This window comes from Thermococcus nautili (assembly GCF_000585495.1).
GTDB classification, from domain to species: Archaea; Methanobacteriota_B; Thermococci; order Thermococcales; family Thermococcaceae; genus Thermococcus; species Thermococcus nautili.
The window spans coordinates 1,724,615-1,738,971 of record NZ_CP007264.1 but is presented as its reverse complement, the minus strand read 5'-3'; the positions used below and the strand labels follow the sequence as shown (position 1 = coordinate 1,738,971).

General features: G+C 54.2%; 16 protein-coding genes and 1 tRNA gene. 6 read left to right on the top strand and 11 right to left on the bottom strand.

Annotated elements, in window-relative coordinates; translation table 11 throughout:
- The first annotated feature begins 13 nt into the window (after positions 1–13).
- Complete coding sequence (locus BD01_RS09555; protein ID WP_042692427.1) at positions 14–805, top strand: SDR family NAD(P)-dependent oxidoreductase; 792 nt, start codon at positions 14–16, stop codon at positions 803–805.
- On the opposite strand, the gene BD01_RS09550 is transcribed toward BD01_RS09555, so the two are convergent.
- Together BD01_RS09550 and BD01_RS09545 are read right to left on the bottom strand one after the other, a co-directional pair.
- Complete coding sequence (locus BD01_RS09550) at positions 797–1,696, bottom strand: MBL fold metallo-hydrolase (RefSeq protein WP_042692425.1); 900 nt, start codon at positions 1,694–1,696, stop codon at positions 797–799. The genes BD01_RS09555 and BD01_RS09550 overlap by 9 nt on opposite strands.
- A 115-nt stretch (positions 1,697–1,811) precedes the next feature.
- Positions 1,812–2,399, bottom strand: a complete 588-nt coding sequence (locus tag BD01_RS09545; RefSeq protein WP_169730292.1) for a DUF3800 domain-containing protein — start codon at positions 2,397–2,399, stop codon at positions 1,812–1,814.
- A 329-nt stretch (positions 2,400–2,728) separates the two neighbouring features.
- Here BD01_RS09545 and BD01_RS09540 point away from each other — a divergent pair, with 329 nt between their 5' ends.
- On the top strand, positions 2,729–3,193 hold the full coding sequence (locus BD01_RS09540; protein ID WP_042692420.1) for a hypothetical protein: 465 nt from the start codon (positions 2,729–2,731) through the stop codon (positions 3,191–3,193).
- 7 nt (positions 3,194–3,200) lie between these two features.
- On the opposite strand, the gene gltA is transcribed toward BD01_RS09540, so the two are convergent.
- Both gltA and BD01_RS09530 read right to left on the bottom strand, forming a co-directional pair.
- Positions 3,201–4,616: an NADPH-dependent glutamate synthase gene (gene gltA, locus BD01_RS09535; protein WP_042692417.1), complete on the bottom strand. Its 1,416-nt coding sequence runs from the start codon at positions 4,614–4,616 to the stop codon at positions 3,201–3,203.
- Positions 4,617–5,468: a sulfide/dihydroorotate dehydrogenase-like FAD/NAD-binding protein gene (locus BD01_RS09530; RefSeq protein WP_042692414.1), complete on the bottom strand. Its 852-nt coding sequence runs from the start codon at positions 5,466–5,468 to the stop codon at positions 4,617–4,619. It lies immediately after the preceding gene.
- A 188-nt stretch (positions 5,469–5,656) separates the two neighbouring features.
- Here BD01_RS09530 and BD01_RS09525 point away from each other — a divergent pair, with 188 nt between their 5' ends.
- On the top strand, positions 5,657–6,439 hold the full coding sequence (locus BD01_RS09525; protein ID WP_042692411.1) for a 4-phosphopantoate--beta-alanine ligase: 783 nt from the start codon (positions 5,657–5,659) through the stop codon (positions 6,437–6,439).
- Here the strand turns inward: BD01_RS09525 and BD01_RS09520 are convergent.
- The 3 genes from BD01_RS09520 to BD01_RS09510 form a co-directional block, all read right to left on the bottom strand.
- Entirely contained in the window at positions 6,436–7,167 is a 732-nt protein-coding gene (locus BD01_RS09520) for a helix-turn-helix domain-containing protein (protein WP_042692408.1), read from the bottom strand. The genes BD01_RS09525 and BD01_RS09520 overlap by 4 nt on opposite strands.
- 652 nt (positions 7,168–7,819) lie before the next feature.
- A tRNA-Gly gene (locus BD01_RS09515) sits at positions 7,820–7,897 on the bottom strand.
- A 13-nt stretch (positions 7,898–7,910) separates the two neighbouring features.
- A complete protein-coding gene (locus BD01_RS09510) occupies positions 7,911–8,543 on the bottom strand; it encodes a class I SAM-dependent methyltransferase (protein WP_051482207.1) in 633 nt (210 codons plus the stop codon).
- Positions 8,544–8,599: 56 nt separating this feature from the next.
- Here BD01_RS09510 and BD01_RS09505 point away from each other — a divergent pair, with 56 nt between their 5' ends.
- Entirely contained in the window at positions 8,600–9,235 is a 636-nt protein-coding gene (locus tag BD01_RS09505; RefSeq protein WP_042692405.1) for a hypothetical protein, read from the top strand.
- Here the strand turns inward: BD01_RS09505 and BD01_RS09500 are convergent.
- Positions 9,200–10,528 (bottom strand): DUF2079 domain-containing protein, encoded by a 1,329-nt coding sequence (locus BD01_RS09500; protein ID WP_245599232.1) that lies wholly within the window; start codon positions 10,526–10,528, stop codon positions 9,200–9,202. The genes BD01_RS09505 and BD01_RS09500 overlap by 36 nt on opposite strands.
- A gap of 109 nt (positions 10,529–10,637) precedes the next feature.
- Positions 10,638–10,934: a DUF2103 domain-containing protein gene (locus BD01_RS09495; protein WP_042693335.1), complete on the bottom strand. Its 297-nt coding sequence runs from the start codon at positions 10,932–10,934 to the stop codon at positions 10,638–10,640.
- An 80-nt stretch (positions 10,935–11,014) separates the two neighbouring features.
- On the opposite strand from BD01_RS09495, the gene BD01_RS09490 reads away from it, so the two are divergent.
- Together BD01_RS09490 and BD01_RS09485 are read left to right on the top strand one after the other, a co-directional pair.
- The gene (locus tag BD01_RS09490) at positions 11,015–11,287 is read left to right on the top strand and encodes a UPF0175 family protein (protein ID WP_042692402.1); all 273 of its coding nucleotides are present in this window, start codon (positions 11,015–11,017) and stop codon (positions 11,285–11,287) included.
- A gap of 109 nt (positions 11,288–11,396) precedes the next feature.
- Positions 11,397–11,759 (top strand): DUF3368 domain-containing protein, encoded by a 363-nt coding sequence (locus BD01_RS09485; protein ID WP_245599231.1) that lies wholly within the window; start codon positions 11,397–11,399, stop codon positions 11,757–11,759.
- Here the strand turns inward: BD01_RS09485 and arcS are convergent.
- Positions 11,737–13,443, bottom strand: a complete 1,707-nt coding sequence (gene arcS / locus BD01_RS09480; RefSeq protein WP_042692399.1) for an archaeosine synthase subunit alpha — start codon at positions 13,441–13,443, stop codon at positions 11,737–11,739. The genes BD01_RS09485 and arcS overlap by 23 nt on opposite strands.
- A gap of 5 nt (positions 13,444–13,448) precedes the next feature.
- Complete coding sequence (locus BD01_RS09475) at positions 13,449–14,354, bottom strand: coiled-coil protein (RefSeq protein WP_042692397.1); 906 nt, start codon at positions 14,352–14,354, stop codon at positions 13,449–13,451.
- Between the last annotated feature and the right edge of the window lie 3 nt (positions 14,355–14,357).

Genomic DNA, 14,357 nt, shown 5'->3' with positions numbered 1-14,357 from the left:
TTAGGGGATTCCAATGGCCGCTCCTCTATCTGAGCTGATTTCCCTCTCGGGAAGGAGGGCCCTGATTACGGGCGCCGCTTCGGGAATAGGCCGCGCAACGGCGCTTCGCTTCGCCGAGGCCGGGGCGGACCTCGAGCTTGTGGACGTTGACGAGTTCGGCCTGAAGGCGACGGGGGAACTCGCCGGGGAGTTCGGCGTCGAGGTGAACGTCCACCGTGTGGACCTTTCGCGGAAGGTGGAGATAGACGCGCTGTGGGAGGCCCTGAAGGGCAGGGAGCCGGATATACTGGTGAACAACGCGGGAGTTTACTGGTTCAGGGACTTCGAGGAGGTGGACGAGGGGTTCTACGAGAGGGTCATGGCGATAAACCTCCACTCGGTGTTCTGGATGTGCCAGCACTTCGTCAGGACGAGGAAAGAACGGGGCGGCGTGATAATCAACGTGAGCTCCATAGAGGCGTTCCTCCCCTTTGCGAGGGGCCTGGCCCACTACGACACCGCGAAGCTCGGCGTGGTAGCCCTCACGAGGGCCATCGCGAGGGAGTACGGGAAGAGAATACGGGCGAACGTCATAGTTCCCGGCGGGATAGAGACCGAGGGCGTGAAGAAACTTAAGAAGGAGGCGATAATGAAGTTCGACATGGAAAAGATAGGAATATCCTTCCACTTCAACGCCCGGCTTCCCATGGGGCGCTTCGGCGAGCCTGACGAGGTGGCGAGGGTTATTCTCTTCCTGGCTAGTGATTTGGCAAGCTACGTGAACGGGGCGGTGATTCCAGTCGACGGCGGCTTCCTCTCAACCTAACCTGAACGGGACCTTCGCTTTCTCGCCCCTCTCGATTTTGTGGAGCTCCCTCCTGTAGGCCTCCAGCGGTCTGTCCTCGACCTTCAGAAATCCAGCGAAGGTCTTCGGTCTCTTCTCAAGCTCGTCGAAGAAGCGCGGGTAGTTCCTGTCCCTGACGATGTGGTGGTCGAGGATTATTTGGGCGTTCGTTTCGCGGATTATCTCGTTGAGGTTTTTAATTCCCGTTTCCCAGCTCCCCTCGGCGCGCTTTCCAAGGTAAGTTGGCGGTCCACCCGTTATGAGGACGTCGGGGTTCTTCTCGATTATCCACTCGACGGCCTTCCTGTTGAGGAGCTGGATGTCGCTGGCGTGGATTAGCCTGGTTCCGTCGTCTATGAGGGCCATGACCACGAAGCCAAGCCTTGAGCCCTCGCTACCGTGCGGAACCGCCGGCGAGAACTCCAGTGTAACGCCACCGAGGTCGAAGCTCCTCCCGTCCGAGAACTCCACCCTCTTAGCTATTGGCTCCGCCTTCTTGAGGAAGGCCCAGGCCCGTTTCCTCTGGCTGAAGTTGATGTTCTCGGTGGGGTGTTTGGTGAATATCAGCTTTCCTTCGTAGATTTCCCTCGCAAAGGCTTCGCTGGAGCTCTCGTAGAGACCCTCGAAGAAAGGAGTGTGGTGGTCGTAGTGGTAGTGGGAAATCGTCACGAGGTCCGCTTTCCTCGCGTAGCCCTGTACCTTCCCCCTCATCTTTTGAAGGGTCTCGAGCTCGATTTTTGCCGGCGGGAGACCGTAGCGCTTCGGCCCGAGGGCGACGCCGGGGTCGATGAGGATTTTTAAGCCAGCAGCTTCCACGAACGTCGCCAGGCTCCTAACGCCGAGGCTTTCAGAGGCGAGCGGAATGAGTCGCATGGATATCACCTACCACTCAAAAATCTGCCGAAAGTTTAATAAAATCTGCCATCAAAGTGTCTCTCAGAGGTATGAGGGTGGGGGTCGCCCGGAAGGGGACTAGCCACCCGACTCCTCATAACCTTCTGAGTTCTCTCTCGTTGATGAACCTTCCGAAGATGATTTTATCCCGTATTTCATCGATTAGCTCACCGTTTTTGTACTGATAGTGGAGGTAGATGACATTAGCCATTGCATCGGCGAGCTGGAGACCAGCCCTTTTCTGAGAATCGCCCGGGGCAACAGCTAGGGAGTACCTTCTTGAGAGAAATCCCGAGATATCCTTTGAGTATTGACTCCTATCCACAACGATAATTTGCGGAGCACCATATGATTGCAGACCTTGAACCAACGCCCCGTGTAGCTTCATGGCCGCTAAGCTCTTGTTGCGTTTGCTCTTGTCCAGCCAATCCCTCAGTTTCCTATCGTTCTTTGAAAGGACCACGTATGCAACTTTGAATTCCAAAGGGGAGAGCATTTTCACGGCTTCAACCTTCTCGTCGTAAGATAGCTCGCTGAACTTAAGTTCCGGTAGTCCAAATTTCTTAGATATGTCTTGTATCGTGGTTTTTATTGCAGCCTCCTCGCAGAGCACAGCTGCAATTACAAAGTATCGCTTGTTACTCCTACTGCCACCGAGGTCCCCGCTCTCGTCCACGAACACTTGAGTCACGTTTTCTCCCCCACGGGATGTTGAATAAGAGTTTAAAGCACCATCGGATTACGAGATTTTCACGAGGATTCCCCCATCCAGTTGTCATGAGGTGGGAACCTTACCCATTCAAAAACAAAAGCTTAATTAACACTATTTTCCTTCACAACTCTCACGGGGTTGGATGACAGGGCCTCTTTAACCGATGACGCCCGCTCCGCTGAAAATACTCCTTTGGCCGAAAGGAGGCTTGAGAGGGAAGATTTAGGTTGCGAACCGATGAGGAGTGTCATCCCTCCTGATGCCAAGATGATGACATTATCCCCACCTGAGGTGGTCCAATGCTGGGCTTTTTGAGGAGGAAGAAAACCTACGGGCCCTTCGTTTACCTGACGGAGCCCACCTTCCTCTACCACACCCGAACCGAGAGGGCAATCGTTGAGATTATCGAAGAAAAACTGAACTCCAACAACATCCTCGTGCCCTCGAAGTACGGCATGAGGGACACGAGCGACAGGATTAAGGAAGCCGAGTACCTCGTCGCGGTTGCTCCCCTCGGGAAGTTCACGTCCCTCGTCGGGAGGGAAGTTAAGCTCGCGCAGGAGCTCGGCGTTAAAATCTTCACCCTTCTCATAGCGAGGAAGGAGAACGAGCTCGTCTACCTCTGGGTCGAGGGAGTTCCCGAGGAGGTCGAGTGGCTCTCGCCGGAGGAGACCCTTGAGTTCACAAAGACGTTTCTCAACAGCGAGTTCATGGACTATCTGAGAAAGGGCCTGTTCTTGGGTTCCAGAAAAAGGGAATGGTAAAGGGAACTCATGCGCTGGCCTTCTTCGCCCTGATGTACTCGTCTATCGCCTTCGCCGCCTTCTTTCCGTCGCCCATTGCGAGGATAACCGTTGCCTCGCCCCTTATCGCGTCTCCACCTGCGAAGACTCCGGGAACGCTCGTCATAAGGTTCTCATCGACGACGAGCGTCCCGTTGGGGTTGGTCTTTATCCCGGCTTCCTCGCTGATAATCCTGTTGGGCTCAAGGCCGATTGCTATTATCACCGTGTCAGCCTCGACGGTGACATACTCGCCGGTTGGCCGTATCTTCCTCTTCCCCCTTGAGTCCCTCTCCTCCAACGGCTCCATCTTCTCAAACTTCACCGCCTTGACCTTGCCCTTCTCGTCGCCGATGAACTCAACCGGCTGGACGAAGTAGAGGAACTTCACGCCCTCCTCCTTCGCGTGCTCGACCTCCTCAATCCTCGCCGTCACGTCCTCCTCACCACGCCTGTAGGCTATCGTCACGTCGCAACCAAGCCTCAGCGCGGAGCGCGCCGCGTCCATTGCCGTGTTTCCGGCTCCGATGACGATTACCTTCTTCCCGACGGCTATCGGCGTGTCGTACTCGGGGAACTCGTAGGCCTTCATCAGGTTAATCCTCGTGAGGAACTCGTTGGCTGAGTAAATCCTGTCGAGCAGGATTCCCGGGATGTTGAGGAGCTTCGGCGTTCCTGCCCCGGTTCCTATGAAGACGGCGTCGTACTCCTGGAGAAGCTCTTCAAGGGTGACCGTCTTTCCAACGACGTGGTCTGTCTTTATCTCGACTCCAAGGCGCTTGAGCTTGGCCAGCTCGTGGTCGAGTATCTCCTTGGGAAGCCTGAACTCGGGGATTCCATAGATGAGAACTCCACCGGGCTTGTGAAGGGCCTCGAAGACGGTCACCTTGTAGCCCATCTTCGCGAGCTCACCGGCGCAGGTCAGGCCCGCTGGACCAGCTCCCACGACGGCCACCTTTCCAAGCTCTCCGGTGCATTTCTCCTCGAACTCGCAGAGGAGCTCCTCCTCTATGCCGTGCTTCCTCGCGTAGTCGGCAACGAAGCGCTCAAGCTTGCCGATGTTTACAGCCTGGCCGACTTTTCCGACGACACATGCACCCTCACACTGGTCCTCCTGCGGGCAGACACGGCCTGTTATGGCAGGGAGCGTGTTGTCGTTCCAGATTATCCTCAGGGCGCCCTTGATGTCGCCCTCCTTAATCTTGGCTATGAAGGCAGGAATGTTGATGTGGACGGGACAGCCCTTTATACAGGGCGCGTAGTTTGCCGGACACTGGAGGCAGCGCTCAGCTTCCTTAACGGCAAGCTCGAAGGTGTAGCCGAGGTTGACCTCACCGAAGTCCTTAACCCTCTCCTCAACGGGTCTCTCAGGGGTTGGAACCCTCTCCTTGATGAGCTTCGGCATTCAAATCACCCCCTTGGCGCGGAGATATTCAAGATAGCGCTCCTTGGCAAGCCTCTCCTGTTCCGAGAAGCGCTCGTAGTTTCTCCTTATCGCGTCCTCCCAGTCAATCTTGTGGGCGTCAAAGACCGGCCCGTCCCTGCAGGCGAACTTTACTTCCCCGTCGTATAGAACCCTGCACGAACCGCACATGCCGGTTCCATCCACCATAATCTGCCTCACCGTTGCGTAGGTTGGGATTCCGTAGGGCCTCGTGAGCTCGGCGAGTTTTGCGAGGTTTCTTAGACTTCCTCCCGCGAATATGACATCAACCCGGTCTTTCTCGATGAGCTCTCGCACAACGTCGAGGTAGTGGCCCTTTATGCCGACCGACCCGTCAAGGGTCGTTAGGTAGTACTCGTCAGCGACTTCCCTAGCCAAAAAGCGGGTTGGGTAAACCTTCTCCCTGTCCTCGAAGGTCTGAACGGAAATCGTGTAATTGCCGGCCTCACGCATGACTTTAAGTGTTGCCCGGTTCTCGGCGTGGCCGCAGACGGCATCGGAGACGAAGGCGACTCTACCGTAGTTCTTGACCTTAATCGGCTTTCCGAGGGGCCCGACGAAGCTCCAGAGCTCGTCACCAGGCTTGTACTCGTGGTAGAGCTGAAGGCTTGTCTTTCCGAGCTTCCTGATAAACATCCCAACCTTTCCATCTTCGGCTTTGTAGACAGACATGGGTATTCTCTCTCCCCTCTCGTGGAGGATGAAGACGACGAACTGTCCGGGTTTCCAGGCCTTTGCAACGTGCGGTGCCTCCACTTCTACAAAATAGTCAATTGGACTCAAATCCTCCTTTGCGGTAATCTTGTATCCCACGATGAACACCCCCGCTCACGGGAACATTTTTGTTCACCAAAAGTTCTGAACCTTGAGTTTATACGATTTTCTTGAACCAAAGGTTTAGAACCCTTTTTCAGCCAAAAGAAGGAACGAGCTTGCTTTTTCGAAGGGGACCACTAAGACAGGTTTATTAGGGATGGGGAGAAAAGTCTCCGGTGGTTGGAATGGTGAAGATTCCAAAGAGCCATCCGCGCTACTGGAGCCTCTACTACCGCGAGAAAATTATCGCGGGTATGGAGAAGGGAATGACGGCCAAAGCCGGTCTAATCGCCCACGGGCGCGGGGAGGCTTTTGACTACCTCATCGGTGAGAAAACGATAGAACCCGCCGAAAGAGCCATGAGGGCAGCGGTTGCCAAGTTTCTGCTCGCGGAATGGCCCGTAATCTCGGTGAACGGCAACGTCGCGGCGCTCGTTCCGAAGGAGACGATTGAACTGGCGAAGGCCCTCGGCGCGAAGCTCGAGATAAACCTCTTCTACCGGACGGAAGAGCGCGTTAGAGCCATAGAGCGGGAGCTCCGGAAGTACGACCCGGAGATGGAGATACTCGGCATAAACCCGACGAAGAGGATTCCGGGCCTTGAGCACGAGCGCGGGAAGGTTGACGAAAACGGCATCTGGAGGGCAGACGTCGTTCTCGTCCCGCTTGAGGACGGCGACAGGACGGAGGCGCTCGTGAAGATGGGCAAGTTCGTGGTTACCGTTGACCTGAACCCCCTCTCAAGGAGCGCGAGGATGGCTGATATAACGATAGTTGACAACATAGTCCGTGCATACCCGAGAATGGTTGAGCTGGCAAAGGAAATGCAGAACCTTCCAAGGGAAGAGCTCAAGAAGATAGTTGAGTCCTACGACAACGGGAAAACGCTGAGCGACGTTCTGGTGCACATAAGGAACAGACTAACTGAGCTCGCCGAAGAAGGAATCTGGAGAAGGAAGGAGCTTTAAAGTTCCTTCTCCGTTTTTTCAACGAGTTTTCTGAGGTTGGTTATGAGCTCCATCTCACTCGATGCCTTCGAAACTACCAGGGGAACCCTTTCGCGCTCGGCCAGTTTAACAGCGAGCTCATCGAGCCTCTTGACCCCGTGAAGGACTATGACGGCCGGCTTCAACCCCTGGACGCGGACGGCTATCATGGGGCTCCTCCCTGTGGTCACCTTCGTGAAAACTAGGGCCCTCTCGGTAGTCCAGCCGTAGAGCTTGAGGAACTCCTCACTGCTCATCTCAAGTATCGCCCTTATGCTGTCAACGACGGTGTAGCCGTAGATTCTCCGCTCGATGAGGTGTGGATTCGCCACAACCTCGCCGCGGACGGCCTCAACGACGTCAGAAATCTTCACCGGAACCGCGAACTCCCTTATGTCGAGTATCGCACTCGTGGGGAGCTCCCCTTCGATGGTCTTGCTGAAGGCCCTTATGACGTTGCCACCGCGCCTCTCGTCGATTTCAAGAAGGGCTTCCACAAACTTCCTTATAGTTGAGGCGCCGGGACTCTTTCTCCTTCCGCCCTCGTAATCGCTGATGACCGAGGAAGAGACGCCGAGGTATTCAGCAAGCTCGGTCTGGCTGATTCCAAAGATTTCACGCCATTTTCTCATTGTTTTCCCGGGGTCAGAGGAGAGCGTTATCTCACCTGCAATCCTCTTAGCGAGCGCTTCCTTCTCTTTCTCCAGCATGCCCGTTACTACTCGTAATAGATTATAAGCCTTTCGGCAATTGCTGAAACCCCGTTCTGGTTTTTAGGCAAGCTTCGCCAAAGAAACTTTGCCCACAGCCTTTGAGAAAGGCTGGCGAAATGAGTGCCCTTCTCGCCAAAGAGCAGAAAAACAGTCGAGCACTAATGAAAAAGCAAGTTCATACAGGTTTAACACTACAACAAAACTCCTTGGGGATAGTTTCAACTTCATATCGGCGCCCTTTGGGCGCCTTCAAAGGGAGAAACACTCACAAAAGGAGCAACTCTAGTAGAAACCCACTCTAAAACCTGCACTCTTAAAAAGGCACCTCATCTCCCGCCAGCGCTTGCGCAGGAAGCTTTTGAAAAAAGCTTCACCAAAAGTTAGTAGCTCCTGATCGAGGGCTCAAGTAGAGCAGATTTTGCTCATAAATCGCACTTTCAAAAGGAGAACTCTCTCAGAAAGCCTCTCAAAGGGGTTTACTCTCCCTTGACGCCCTTCGGGCGTTGATTTAAAGGTAAACCCACGGTAAAAGAGCAATTCGATAGGTTCTCCAACTCAAAAAGGGCCAGTTGATAAGAAATGACTCGAAATTTAGCCCTCCAACAGGAGCTACGAGCCTTGGTCAAACTTCGCACAGGCGAAGTTTGTGTGGTGCGGTGGCCGGGATTTGAACCCGGGTCACCGGCTTGGGAGGCCGGTGTCCTGGACCAGGCTAGACTACCACCGCACGCCCGTTATTCTTAAGGGGAGGGAGCTTTAAAAGTTTTACTCTCAGCGGGCTTCCGCGCGACGATTAAACGGACGATTCCGCGGTAATAGCGCTCCTCGCGCTCGATTTCAAAGTGCTTCGAGACCAGTTTATGCGTCTCCCTGAGCGGGTCGTCATCGAGGAGCAGCCTCAACGGCAACTTCAGGGGAAGGAGAAAGAGGTAGTCGAGCAAAATCGAGTCGCTCTTCGTGTGCTCGAGGAAAATCGCCCTTCCCCCAGGCTTTAAAACGCGGAGGATTTCCCTCATTCCCCTCTCGGGGTTCGGAACGGTGCAGAAGATGAAGGAGCTCAGAACGGTGTCAAAACTGTTATCCGGGAAAGGAAGTTTCTCAACGTCGGCAACCTCGAAACAGGCGTTCAGGTTAAGCCTTCTGGCCTTTTCCCGGGCGATTTCAATGGCCTCGGGAACGGCATCGACGGCGCAGAGCTCAACGTCCTTCGGGTAATGGCGCAACGTTTTCCCGACGCCAACACCGACTTCCAGGGTTCTCCCCTCGGCAAAGGAAACCGCCTTCTTCCTCAGCGGACAGAAAAACCTGTCGAGGGGTTTCTCAAGGGTCTCGTAGTGCCGGGCAATGCGCGAGTACTTCTCCCTGAACGACATGGCCTAACTTGGGAAGAGCTTTTAAAAAGTTGAACCCAAAGCCGGGCGGTGAGAGCATGCCGTACCTCGTCATAGAGCACCTCGAGGAGATAAGCGACTGGCTGTGGCTGGAGTACAAGCACGCGAGCGAGTGGTGGAAGGATAAGCTGATTTTCACCAACGTCCTGCCGGAGGAGAGGGAAAAACTCGCGAAGCTCGGGAGCGTCATAGATGAAAGTGTCACGAAGTTCCCCTTTGACCGCTCAAAAATCATAGTCCTCGACCTCCAGGCCGAGGAAGAGCTGAAGCCGGAGGACATCAATGATGATACGATAATAGTCGTCGGCGGAATCCTCGGCGATGCCGTTCCGAGGGGAAGAACCAGGGAGTTCATAACGTCGAAGATGGAAGGCGTTAAGGTCAGGCACATCGGAAAACCCCAGTTCTCGATTGACGGGGCAAGCATAGTGGCCAGGCTAATCGCGGACGGCAAGAGGCTGGAGGAGATTGAGTACGAGGAGAACCCGACGATAAGGCTCGACGAGTTCAGCGAGATAACGCTCCACTACGCGGTTCCGAAGCTGGACGGGAGGCTTTTGCTCACGCCGGGCCTCATTGAGTTGCAGAAGAGGGAGCTCGGCTACACCGAAGCGGACGAGGAAATAAGCGATGAGGAGCTAATTGAGTTCTTTGAGGGGAAGCGGGAGCTTTAAACCCGACCTTGCGTACAGTTCAATTCCATTTTTTGAATAAACGAGAACGTAGTTATTCCTCACCATCTCCCTAAGTCTCTTCAGGTAGAGCCTCCCGTGATACGTCCTCACGTCCACGAACACCAAATCCGGCTTAATCCCTGCTGGATAAACATAGACATTCTCCTTAACCGCCAGGGCTGGATAAAAAGCAGGCTGGGTGTAAATTGAGAGGTTTGTCTTCAGAAGAACGTCTATAACTTCCCAAGCAGTTTTGTATCCGGGGAGCGGCTCAAGAATTGAATAGTAGACAAGAGAGAACGGCTCTTTGGGTGGAGTCTCCGCGATAGGCATAGTAGCCCACGATGTTATAAACCCAAGCACGAGGAGCACTGATAGAATCCTTTTGAGATGCCTGAATTCAAGCTCTTTCAGGGCGTAGACTGTGCCCAGGAAGGAAAGCGGGACGAGCATGTAAGGATAATGGAAGCCGAAGGAGTACTGACTGGCCCTTGAGGCAAGGAGGTTCTCAAGCCAAGGAAGGGTAAGAAGGGCCCAGTTTCTCGGGAGGAAGAGTGGAAGGAGACCAAAGCTTAGATTAAAGAGTAAGAAGTAGGCAAGCTTTCTGCCGGTTAGATGGACGTGTTTGTAAAGACTACCGTAGATGTAGCCCTTCCCGAAGTGGGGGATTATAAGCTTGATGACGATTACGCCGTAGAGCACGGATAGGGCCGCAAAAACAAGAAAGCGGCGGTTTTTCTTCAGTTCCTCGATGGAAAAGCCATCGCGAAAGGCCCACCACAGCGAAAGCGAAGCCACGCCGAGAAACGTGTCTTCCTTCACTGAGAGCAAGATGGCCGAGGTTGCGAAAAACTCACGTTCCCTGCCGTCAACGAGGAGAACTGCCGCGAGAAGGAAGAGCGGAACCGCGAGGGAAACGGGGTGAAACTCAAAGAGGTTGATTCCAATGAGGGAGGAGTTGAAGGCGTAGAGCCCCGTCAGCGCGAGCGCTAGCCTCTCGTTCAGAACCTTCTTGGCGAGGAGGTAAGCGAGAAAAACTGACGTGCCGAGTGCAAGACTCTGAACCACGAGAAAGGTCTTCGCGGATGGGAATAGCTTGAAAAGGGGAATAAGGGCGTACATTATCGGCTGGAAGTGAACACCGAAGTGGCTGGTAACGCCGTGAACCTGCCACTCCACAGTGTTGAACCACGGACGACCGTGGAGGAAGCCCGCGAAGGACTGCGTAAAGATTCCAAGGTCAAAGCTGGTGTAGCGGAAGTATTTGAACTTAAGGAGGCTAAGATGAATCATAACGAGCGAATAGAATAGGGCTATGAGAACCGCAGTAATGTCGTAAGCTGATAACCGGGTTTTAAATTTGAGGTTCACCATCATGAATAGTTAAAAACCGAACTTAAAATTATTTCGCCCACTCATCAGCAAGATGCTTTATCTCTTCGCGAACCCTGGCCCGGTCGGCCTTGTCAACGACGAGAAACACCTCCTGAACGCTCCCGTCGCTCTTGGCGACGAGCTTAAGGCCGGTCTGCGTTTCCCGCGTCACCTTAATCTCAAATCCCCGGGAATCGCTTGCGTAAATCCTGCCCGGGATTACCTTCTTGACGCCGGGAATCGAGGCTATCTCCTCGAGAGGTTTCTCAAGGCCCTTGAGGAAGTGGTGCTCCCTCTTGACGCCTTTGCGGAAGTACTTGGGCATGGGCATAGATTCAACCCGGGACTTTTAGCTCTTGCGCAAGGCTTAAGTTATCCTCGATGTCAAACTAAATCGGTGGGAGAATGGAGGACCTGTGGATTGTTAAAGAGTTTGAAAAAGTAGCGGAGTTAATGCCAGAGAAAGCCCTCAGCCTTATAAAGAAAGACCCCGACCTTTTAAAGGAGATAGTAATCTCAGCGTATCTTGATGAAATCATAAGTCTCGGGAAAGCCGCAGAAGTCCTCGGGGTAACGAGAGAGGAGCTTATGGAGGAGTTTAAAAAACGGGGAATCCCCATCAGAACCTCCGACAGAGAAGACGTTCTCTCAGAGGTGGAGGTTATAACGTGTTTGTAGTTGACACAACGGTGTTGTCCAACTTTGCAAAGACGAATTCGATGGACGTTCTCGGGAAAATTCTCGGTGAACAGCGCTAACAACTCCCCACGTTATTGAGGAATTTATGGTGGGAGTTAATAGAGGCAGGTATCCTCCAGTTAAAATCCCCATGCCCATTACGGAGCTAACTCCCGAGGAAGAAAGATTGTACAGACTCCTTCGCGCGAAGCTGGGAAAGGGAGAATCATCTTGCATAGCCGTCGCAAAACACAGGGGGTTAATTTTGCTCAGCGATGACTACGACGCGCGAAAGAAGGCGAGACTGCTCGGGGTCAAAGTATCGGGGACGACAGGCCTTCTCGTGCTTGGAGTCAAGAAAGGCATTTTAACGTTGGAAGAAGGCAATGAATTGCTGGAGAAAATGATTGAAACGGGCTTCTACTCCCCCGTGAAAAGACTTGAAGAAGTTATGCCCGCTTCCTCACCTTGACGGCGACGCCCTTCTTCGCCCTAATCATCTCCTCTCCAGCGAGAACGGCCTTGCCGACGCCGACGACCGTCTCGTCCCTCACGACGCCGACTATGTCGTCAGGACGAATTCTCTCGTCGGCCTCGTTGACGCCGACCGCGAAGACGTCACCGCGCAGGTCGAAGTCAATCTTCACCCAGTAGGCTTTGAGAGAGTCGTAAATCCTCTGCATTCCGAAGGGCGTGACGCTTATGACGCCATCCCTGAAGGTTCCCGTCTGCTGGTTTTCAACGAAGAGGCGGAGCATCTTTGAGCCCTTGACGTGGCCGTTATCGGGAAGGACGGCCTCTCCGGCACCGATGCCAAAGTAGAAGTCGAAGACCTTCCTTATGTTCTCGAAGTAGCGGTAGGTTCTGTCCTCCTTAGTTCCCTCAAGGTGGAACTCCCTCAGAGTCTCGGTGAGAGAGTTCAGGCTTTCCTTGCTCGTCGTTCCGTTCTCAACGCGGGTGAAGATTATCTCCCTGCCCGAGAGCTCGCCCGCGAGCCTCGCTATCTCGACGTAGGCCTCGTCGAGGTGCGCTACTATCGGAACGTCCTTCGGGTACTTCTCGAGGGTCTTCGCGAGTAGCTCTGCCGCAGGTTTGATTTCCTCCTCGCTCCAGTGGCCGGTGACGACTATGTCGTACTTCGCCAGCCACTCCCACTCCCTCGGAACGACACCGAAGGGGGAAGTGAGGATTAGCTCGTGAACCCTGGCCGTTCCGGAGCCTAAAGCTTCCTTCACGGCACGCCTGTAGAGGGTGTGCGAGCGGGAGAAGGAGTAGGGCTTCTTGGCCGAACAGGGGAAGAGGAGGACCAGCTCGGTGTTCTTTGGGGGGGTGAAGCGCTCGAGGACGCGAGAGTGCCAGCGCTTAACTTCAGGCCTCCTGATGGAGGCGTCGCTGATGAAGTAAACCGTCTCCTTCTGAATCGGCGTGTACTTCTCAAGGTAATCGGCGTGCTCCAAATCCGCTATGCGGAGAATTCCCGCGTGGTACTGGGTGTAGAACAGGTTCTCCACGAGGTAGCGGAGCTTACCGCTCTCAAGGGCATTCCTCACGAGAAGGATAGTTTCTCTCGCGAAGTCGAGGGAGTTCGGCTCCTTTCCCCAGAGGAACGGGCTGTACTGGGTGAAACCCTTGCCCTCGAAGTCGTAGAGCTTGAGCGAGCGCGTGTCGAAGGCATCAACGCCGAGGTAAACGGCGAGCGGATAAAAGAACGGCTCCAAATCCGCTATAATCATCAGGTTGGGGAACCTCTCGCGTAGTTCGCGGAGGATTTTAACGAAGTAACGGTACTCCTTGACGAGGATTTTGGAGTTGCCGAGGTAAACTGCCTCAAAGTTGTAGCGCTCGATTATCTTGAAGAACTCCTCGAGGTACTCGGTTCTCCTCAGGGCTGGCAAATAGAAGGCGTTGAAGCCGTCATAGTTAACGCTCCACAGCCTTCCAAGAGCCTTCTCAATGACTTCCGCCGGTGTGTAGAAGCCGAGCGGGATTGAAGGAGCTAAGTTGAAGTCGTAGTCGCCGGGCTCGCTGGGGTGGAAGAAGGAATTGAAGGGGGAGAGCGTGAAGTCTACCCCTGCCAAGGCGGGGGTCCTGAAGGAGTAGTCTCCTAAGCGAACTAACCCCAACCTTCCAGGCCCTTCGTGTTTGATGACTTCCATGGGCATCACACGAGGTTGTAGCGCTGGAGGAGCAGCAGCTCGTCGAGGGTGAGCTTCTCACCGCGCTTGAACTTCTCAAGGGCCTCAACTGCCCTCTCGAAGCTGGCGTCCTTCTTGGCGCGCATTCTCGCGACGAGCCTGTAAGCTATGAGCTCCTTGTGCTTCTCGTCGTACTCGCGAATCTTCCTCTCGATTTCCCTGAGCTCCCTTCTGACTTCCCTGACCTTCTCGCGGAGCTCGACGACCTTGGCGTGGTACTCGTCGGCCTCCTTCTTGACCTCGTCGGCCTTGTTGAAGGCCTGAATCATCTGCTCGTGGTACTGCTGGCTCTGGTTGGCGAGCTTCTGTATCTCGAGGCTTATGGCCTTTCTGGCCTTCTTGAGCTGGTCAACCTTCTTCCTCGTCTCGACGAGCTTCTTGTGGAACCTGTCGGCCTGCTGGATTATCTCAAGCTCGGTCGCGAGAACCTGTATCTGGTCGACTATCTGCTTCTCCCTCTCGGGGGTGATGTTCGGGTTGGTCTGGAGCTCCCACTCGAGCTTCTCTATCCTCTCCTGTATCTTCTCGGGACTCATCTTGAGCCTTCTGAGCTGGTTGTACTCGTCCCTCTTCGTCCTGTACTCCAGGATTTCCTGGTAGAGGAGGTCGAGCTTGGCGTTGATTTCCTCCCTGTTCTTCTTGAGCTCCTTTATCTTCTGGTTTATCTCGTCCCTCTTCGCCTTGTACTCCCTGCCCTTCTGCCTCAACTGCTGGACTTCCTTGTTCTTCTCGTCCCTCTTCTGAATCCAGGTCTGGAGCTCCTTCTCGAGCTCATCAAGTTTGGCCCTTATCTCGTTTCTCTCCTTTTCAAGGGCCTCCAATTCTCTCTTGATTCTCTTAATCTCCTCTGGGTCCACTTTAACCGTTGGCATCTC

What these genes read in the sequence shown, in the direction of transcription:
- BD01_RS09555 (WP_042692427.1), top strand. Translation starts at nt 14, where the DNA reads ATGGCCGCTCCTCTATCTGAGCTGATTTCCCTCTCGGGAAGGAGGGCC.
- BD01_RS09550 (WP_042692425.1), bottom strand. Translation starts at nt 1,696, where the DNA reads ATGCGACTCATTCCGCTCGCCTCTGAAAGCCTCGGCGTTAGGAGCCTG.
- BD01_RS09540 (WP_042692420.1), top strand. Translation starts at nt 2,729, where the DNA reads ATGCTGGGCTTTTTGAGGAGGAAGAAAACCTACGGGCCCTTCGTTTAC.
- gltA (WP_042692417.1), bottom strand. Translation starts at nt 4,616, where the DNA reads ATGCCGAAGCTCATCAAGGAGAGGGTTCCAACCCCTGAGAGACCCGTT.
- BD01_RS09525 (WP_042692411.1), top strand. Translation starts at nt 5,657, where the DNA reads ATGGTGAAGATTCCAAAGAGCCATCCGCGCTACTGGAGCCTCTACTAC.
- BD01_RS09520 (WP_042692408.1), bottom strand. Translation starts at nt 7,167, where the DNA reads ATGCTGGAGAAAGAGAAGGAAGCGCTCGCTAAGAGGATTGCAGGTGAG.
- BD01_RS09510 (WP_051482207.1), bottom strand. Translation starts at nt 8,543, where the DNA reads ATGTCGTTCAGGGAGAAGTACTCGCGCATTGCCCGGCACTACGAGACC.
- BD01_RS09505 (WP_042692405.1), top strand. Translation starts at nt 8,600, where the DNA reads ATGCCGTACCTCGTCATAGAGCACCTCGAGGAGATAAGCGACTGGCTG.
- BD01_RS09500 (WP_245599232.1), bottom strand. Translation starts at nt 10,528, where the DNA reads ATGATTCATCTTAGCCTCCTTAAGTTCAAATACTTCCGCTACACCAGC.
- BD01_RS09495 (WP_042693335.1), bottom strand. Translation starts at nt 10,934, where the DNA reads ATGCCCAAGTACTTCCGCAAAGGCGTCAAGAGGGAGCACCACTTCCTC.
- BD01_RS09490 (WP_042692402.1), top strand. Translation starts at nt 11,015, where the DNA reads ATGGAGGACCTGTGGATTGTTAAAGAGTTTGAAAAAGTAGCGGAGTTA.
- arcS (WP_042692399.1), bottom strand. Translation starts at nt 13,443, where the DNA reads ATGGAAGTCATCAAACACGAAGGGCCTGGAAGGTTGGGGTTAGTTCGC.
- BD01_RS09475 (WP_042692397.1), bottom strand. Translation starts at nt 14,354, where the DNA reads ATGCCAACGGTTAAAGTGGACCCAGAGGAGATTAAGAGAATCAAGAGA.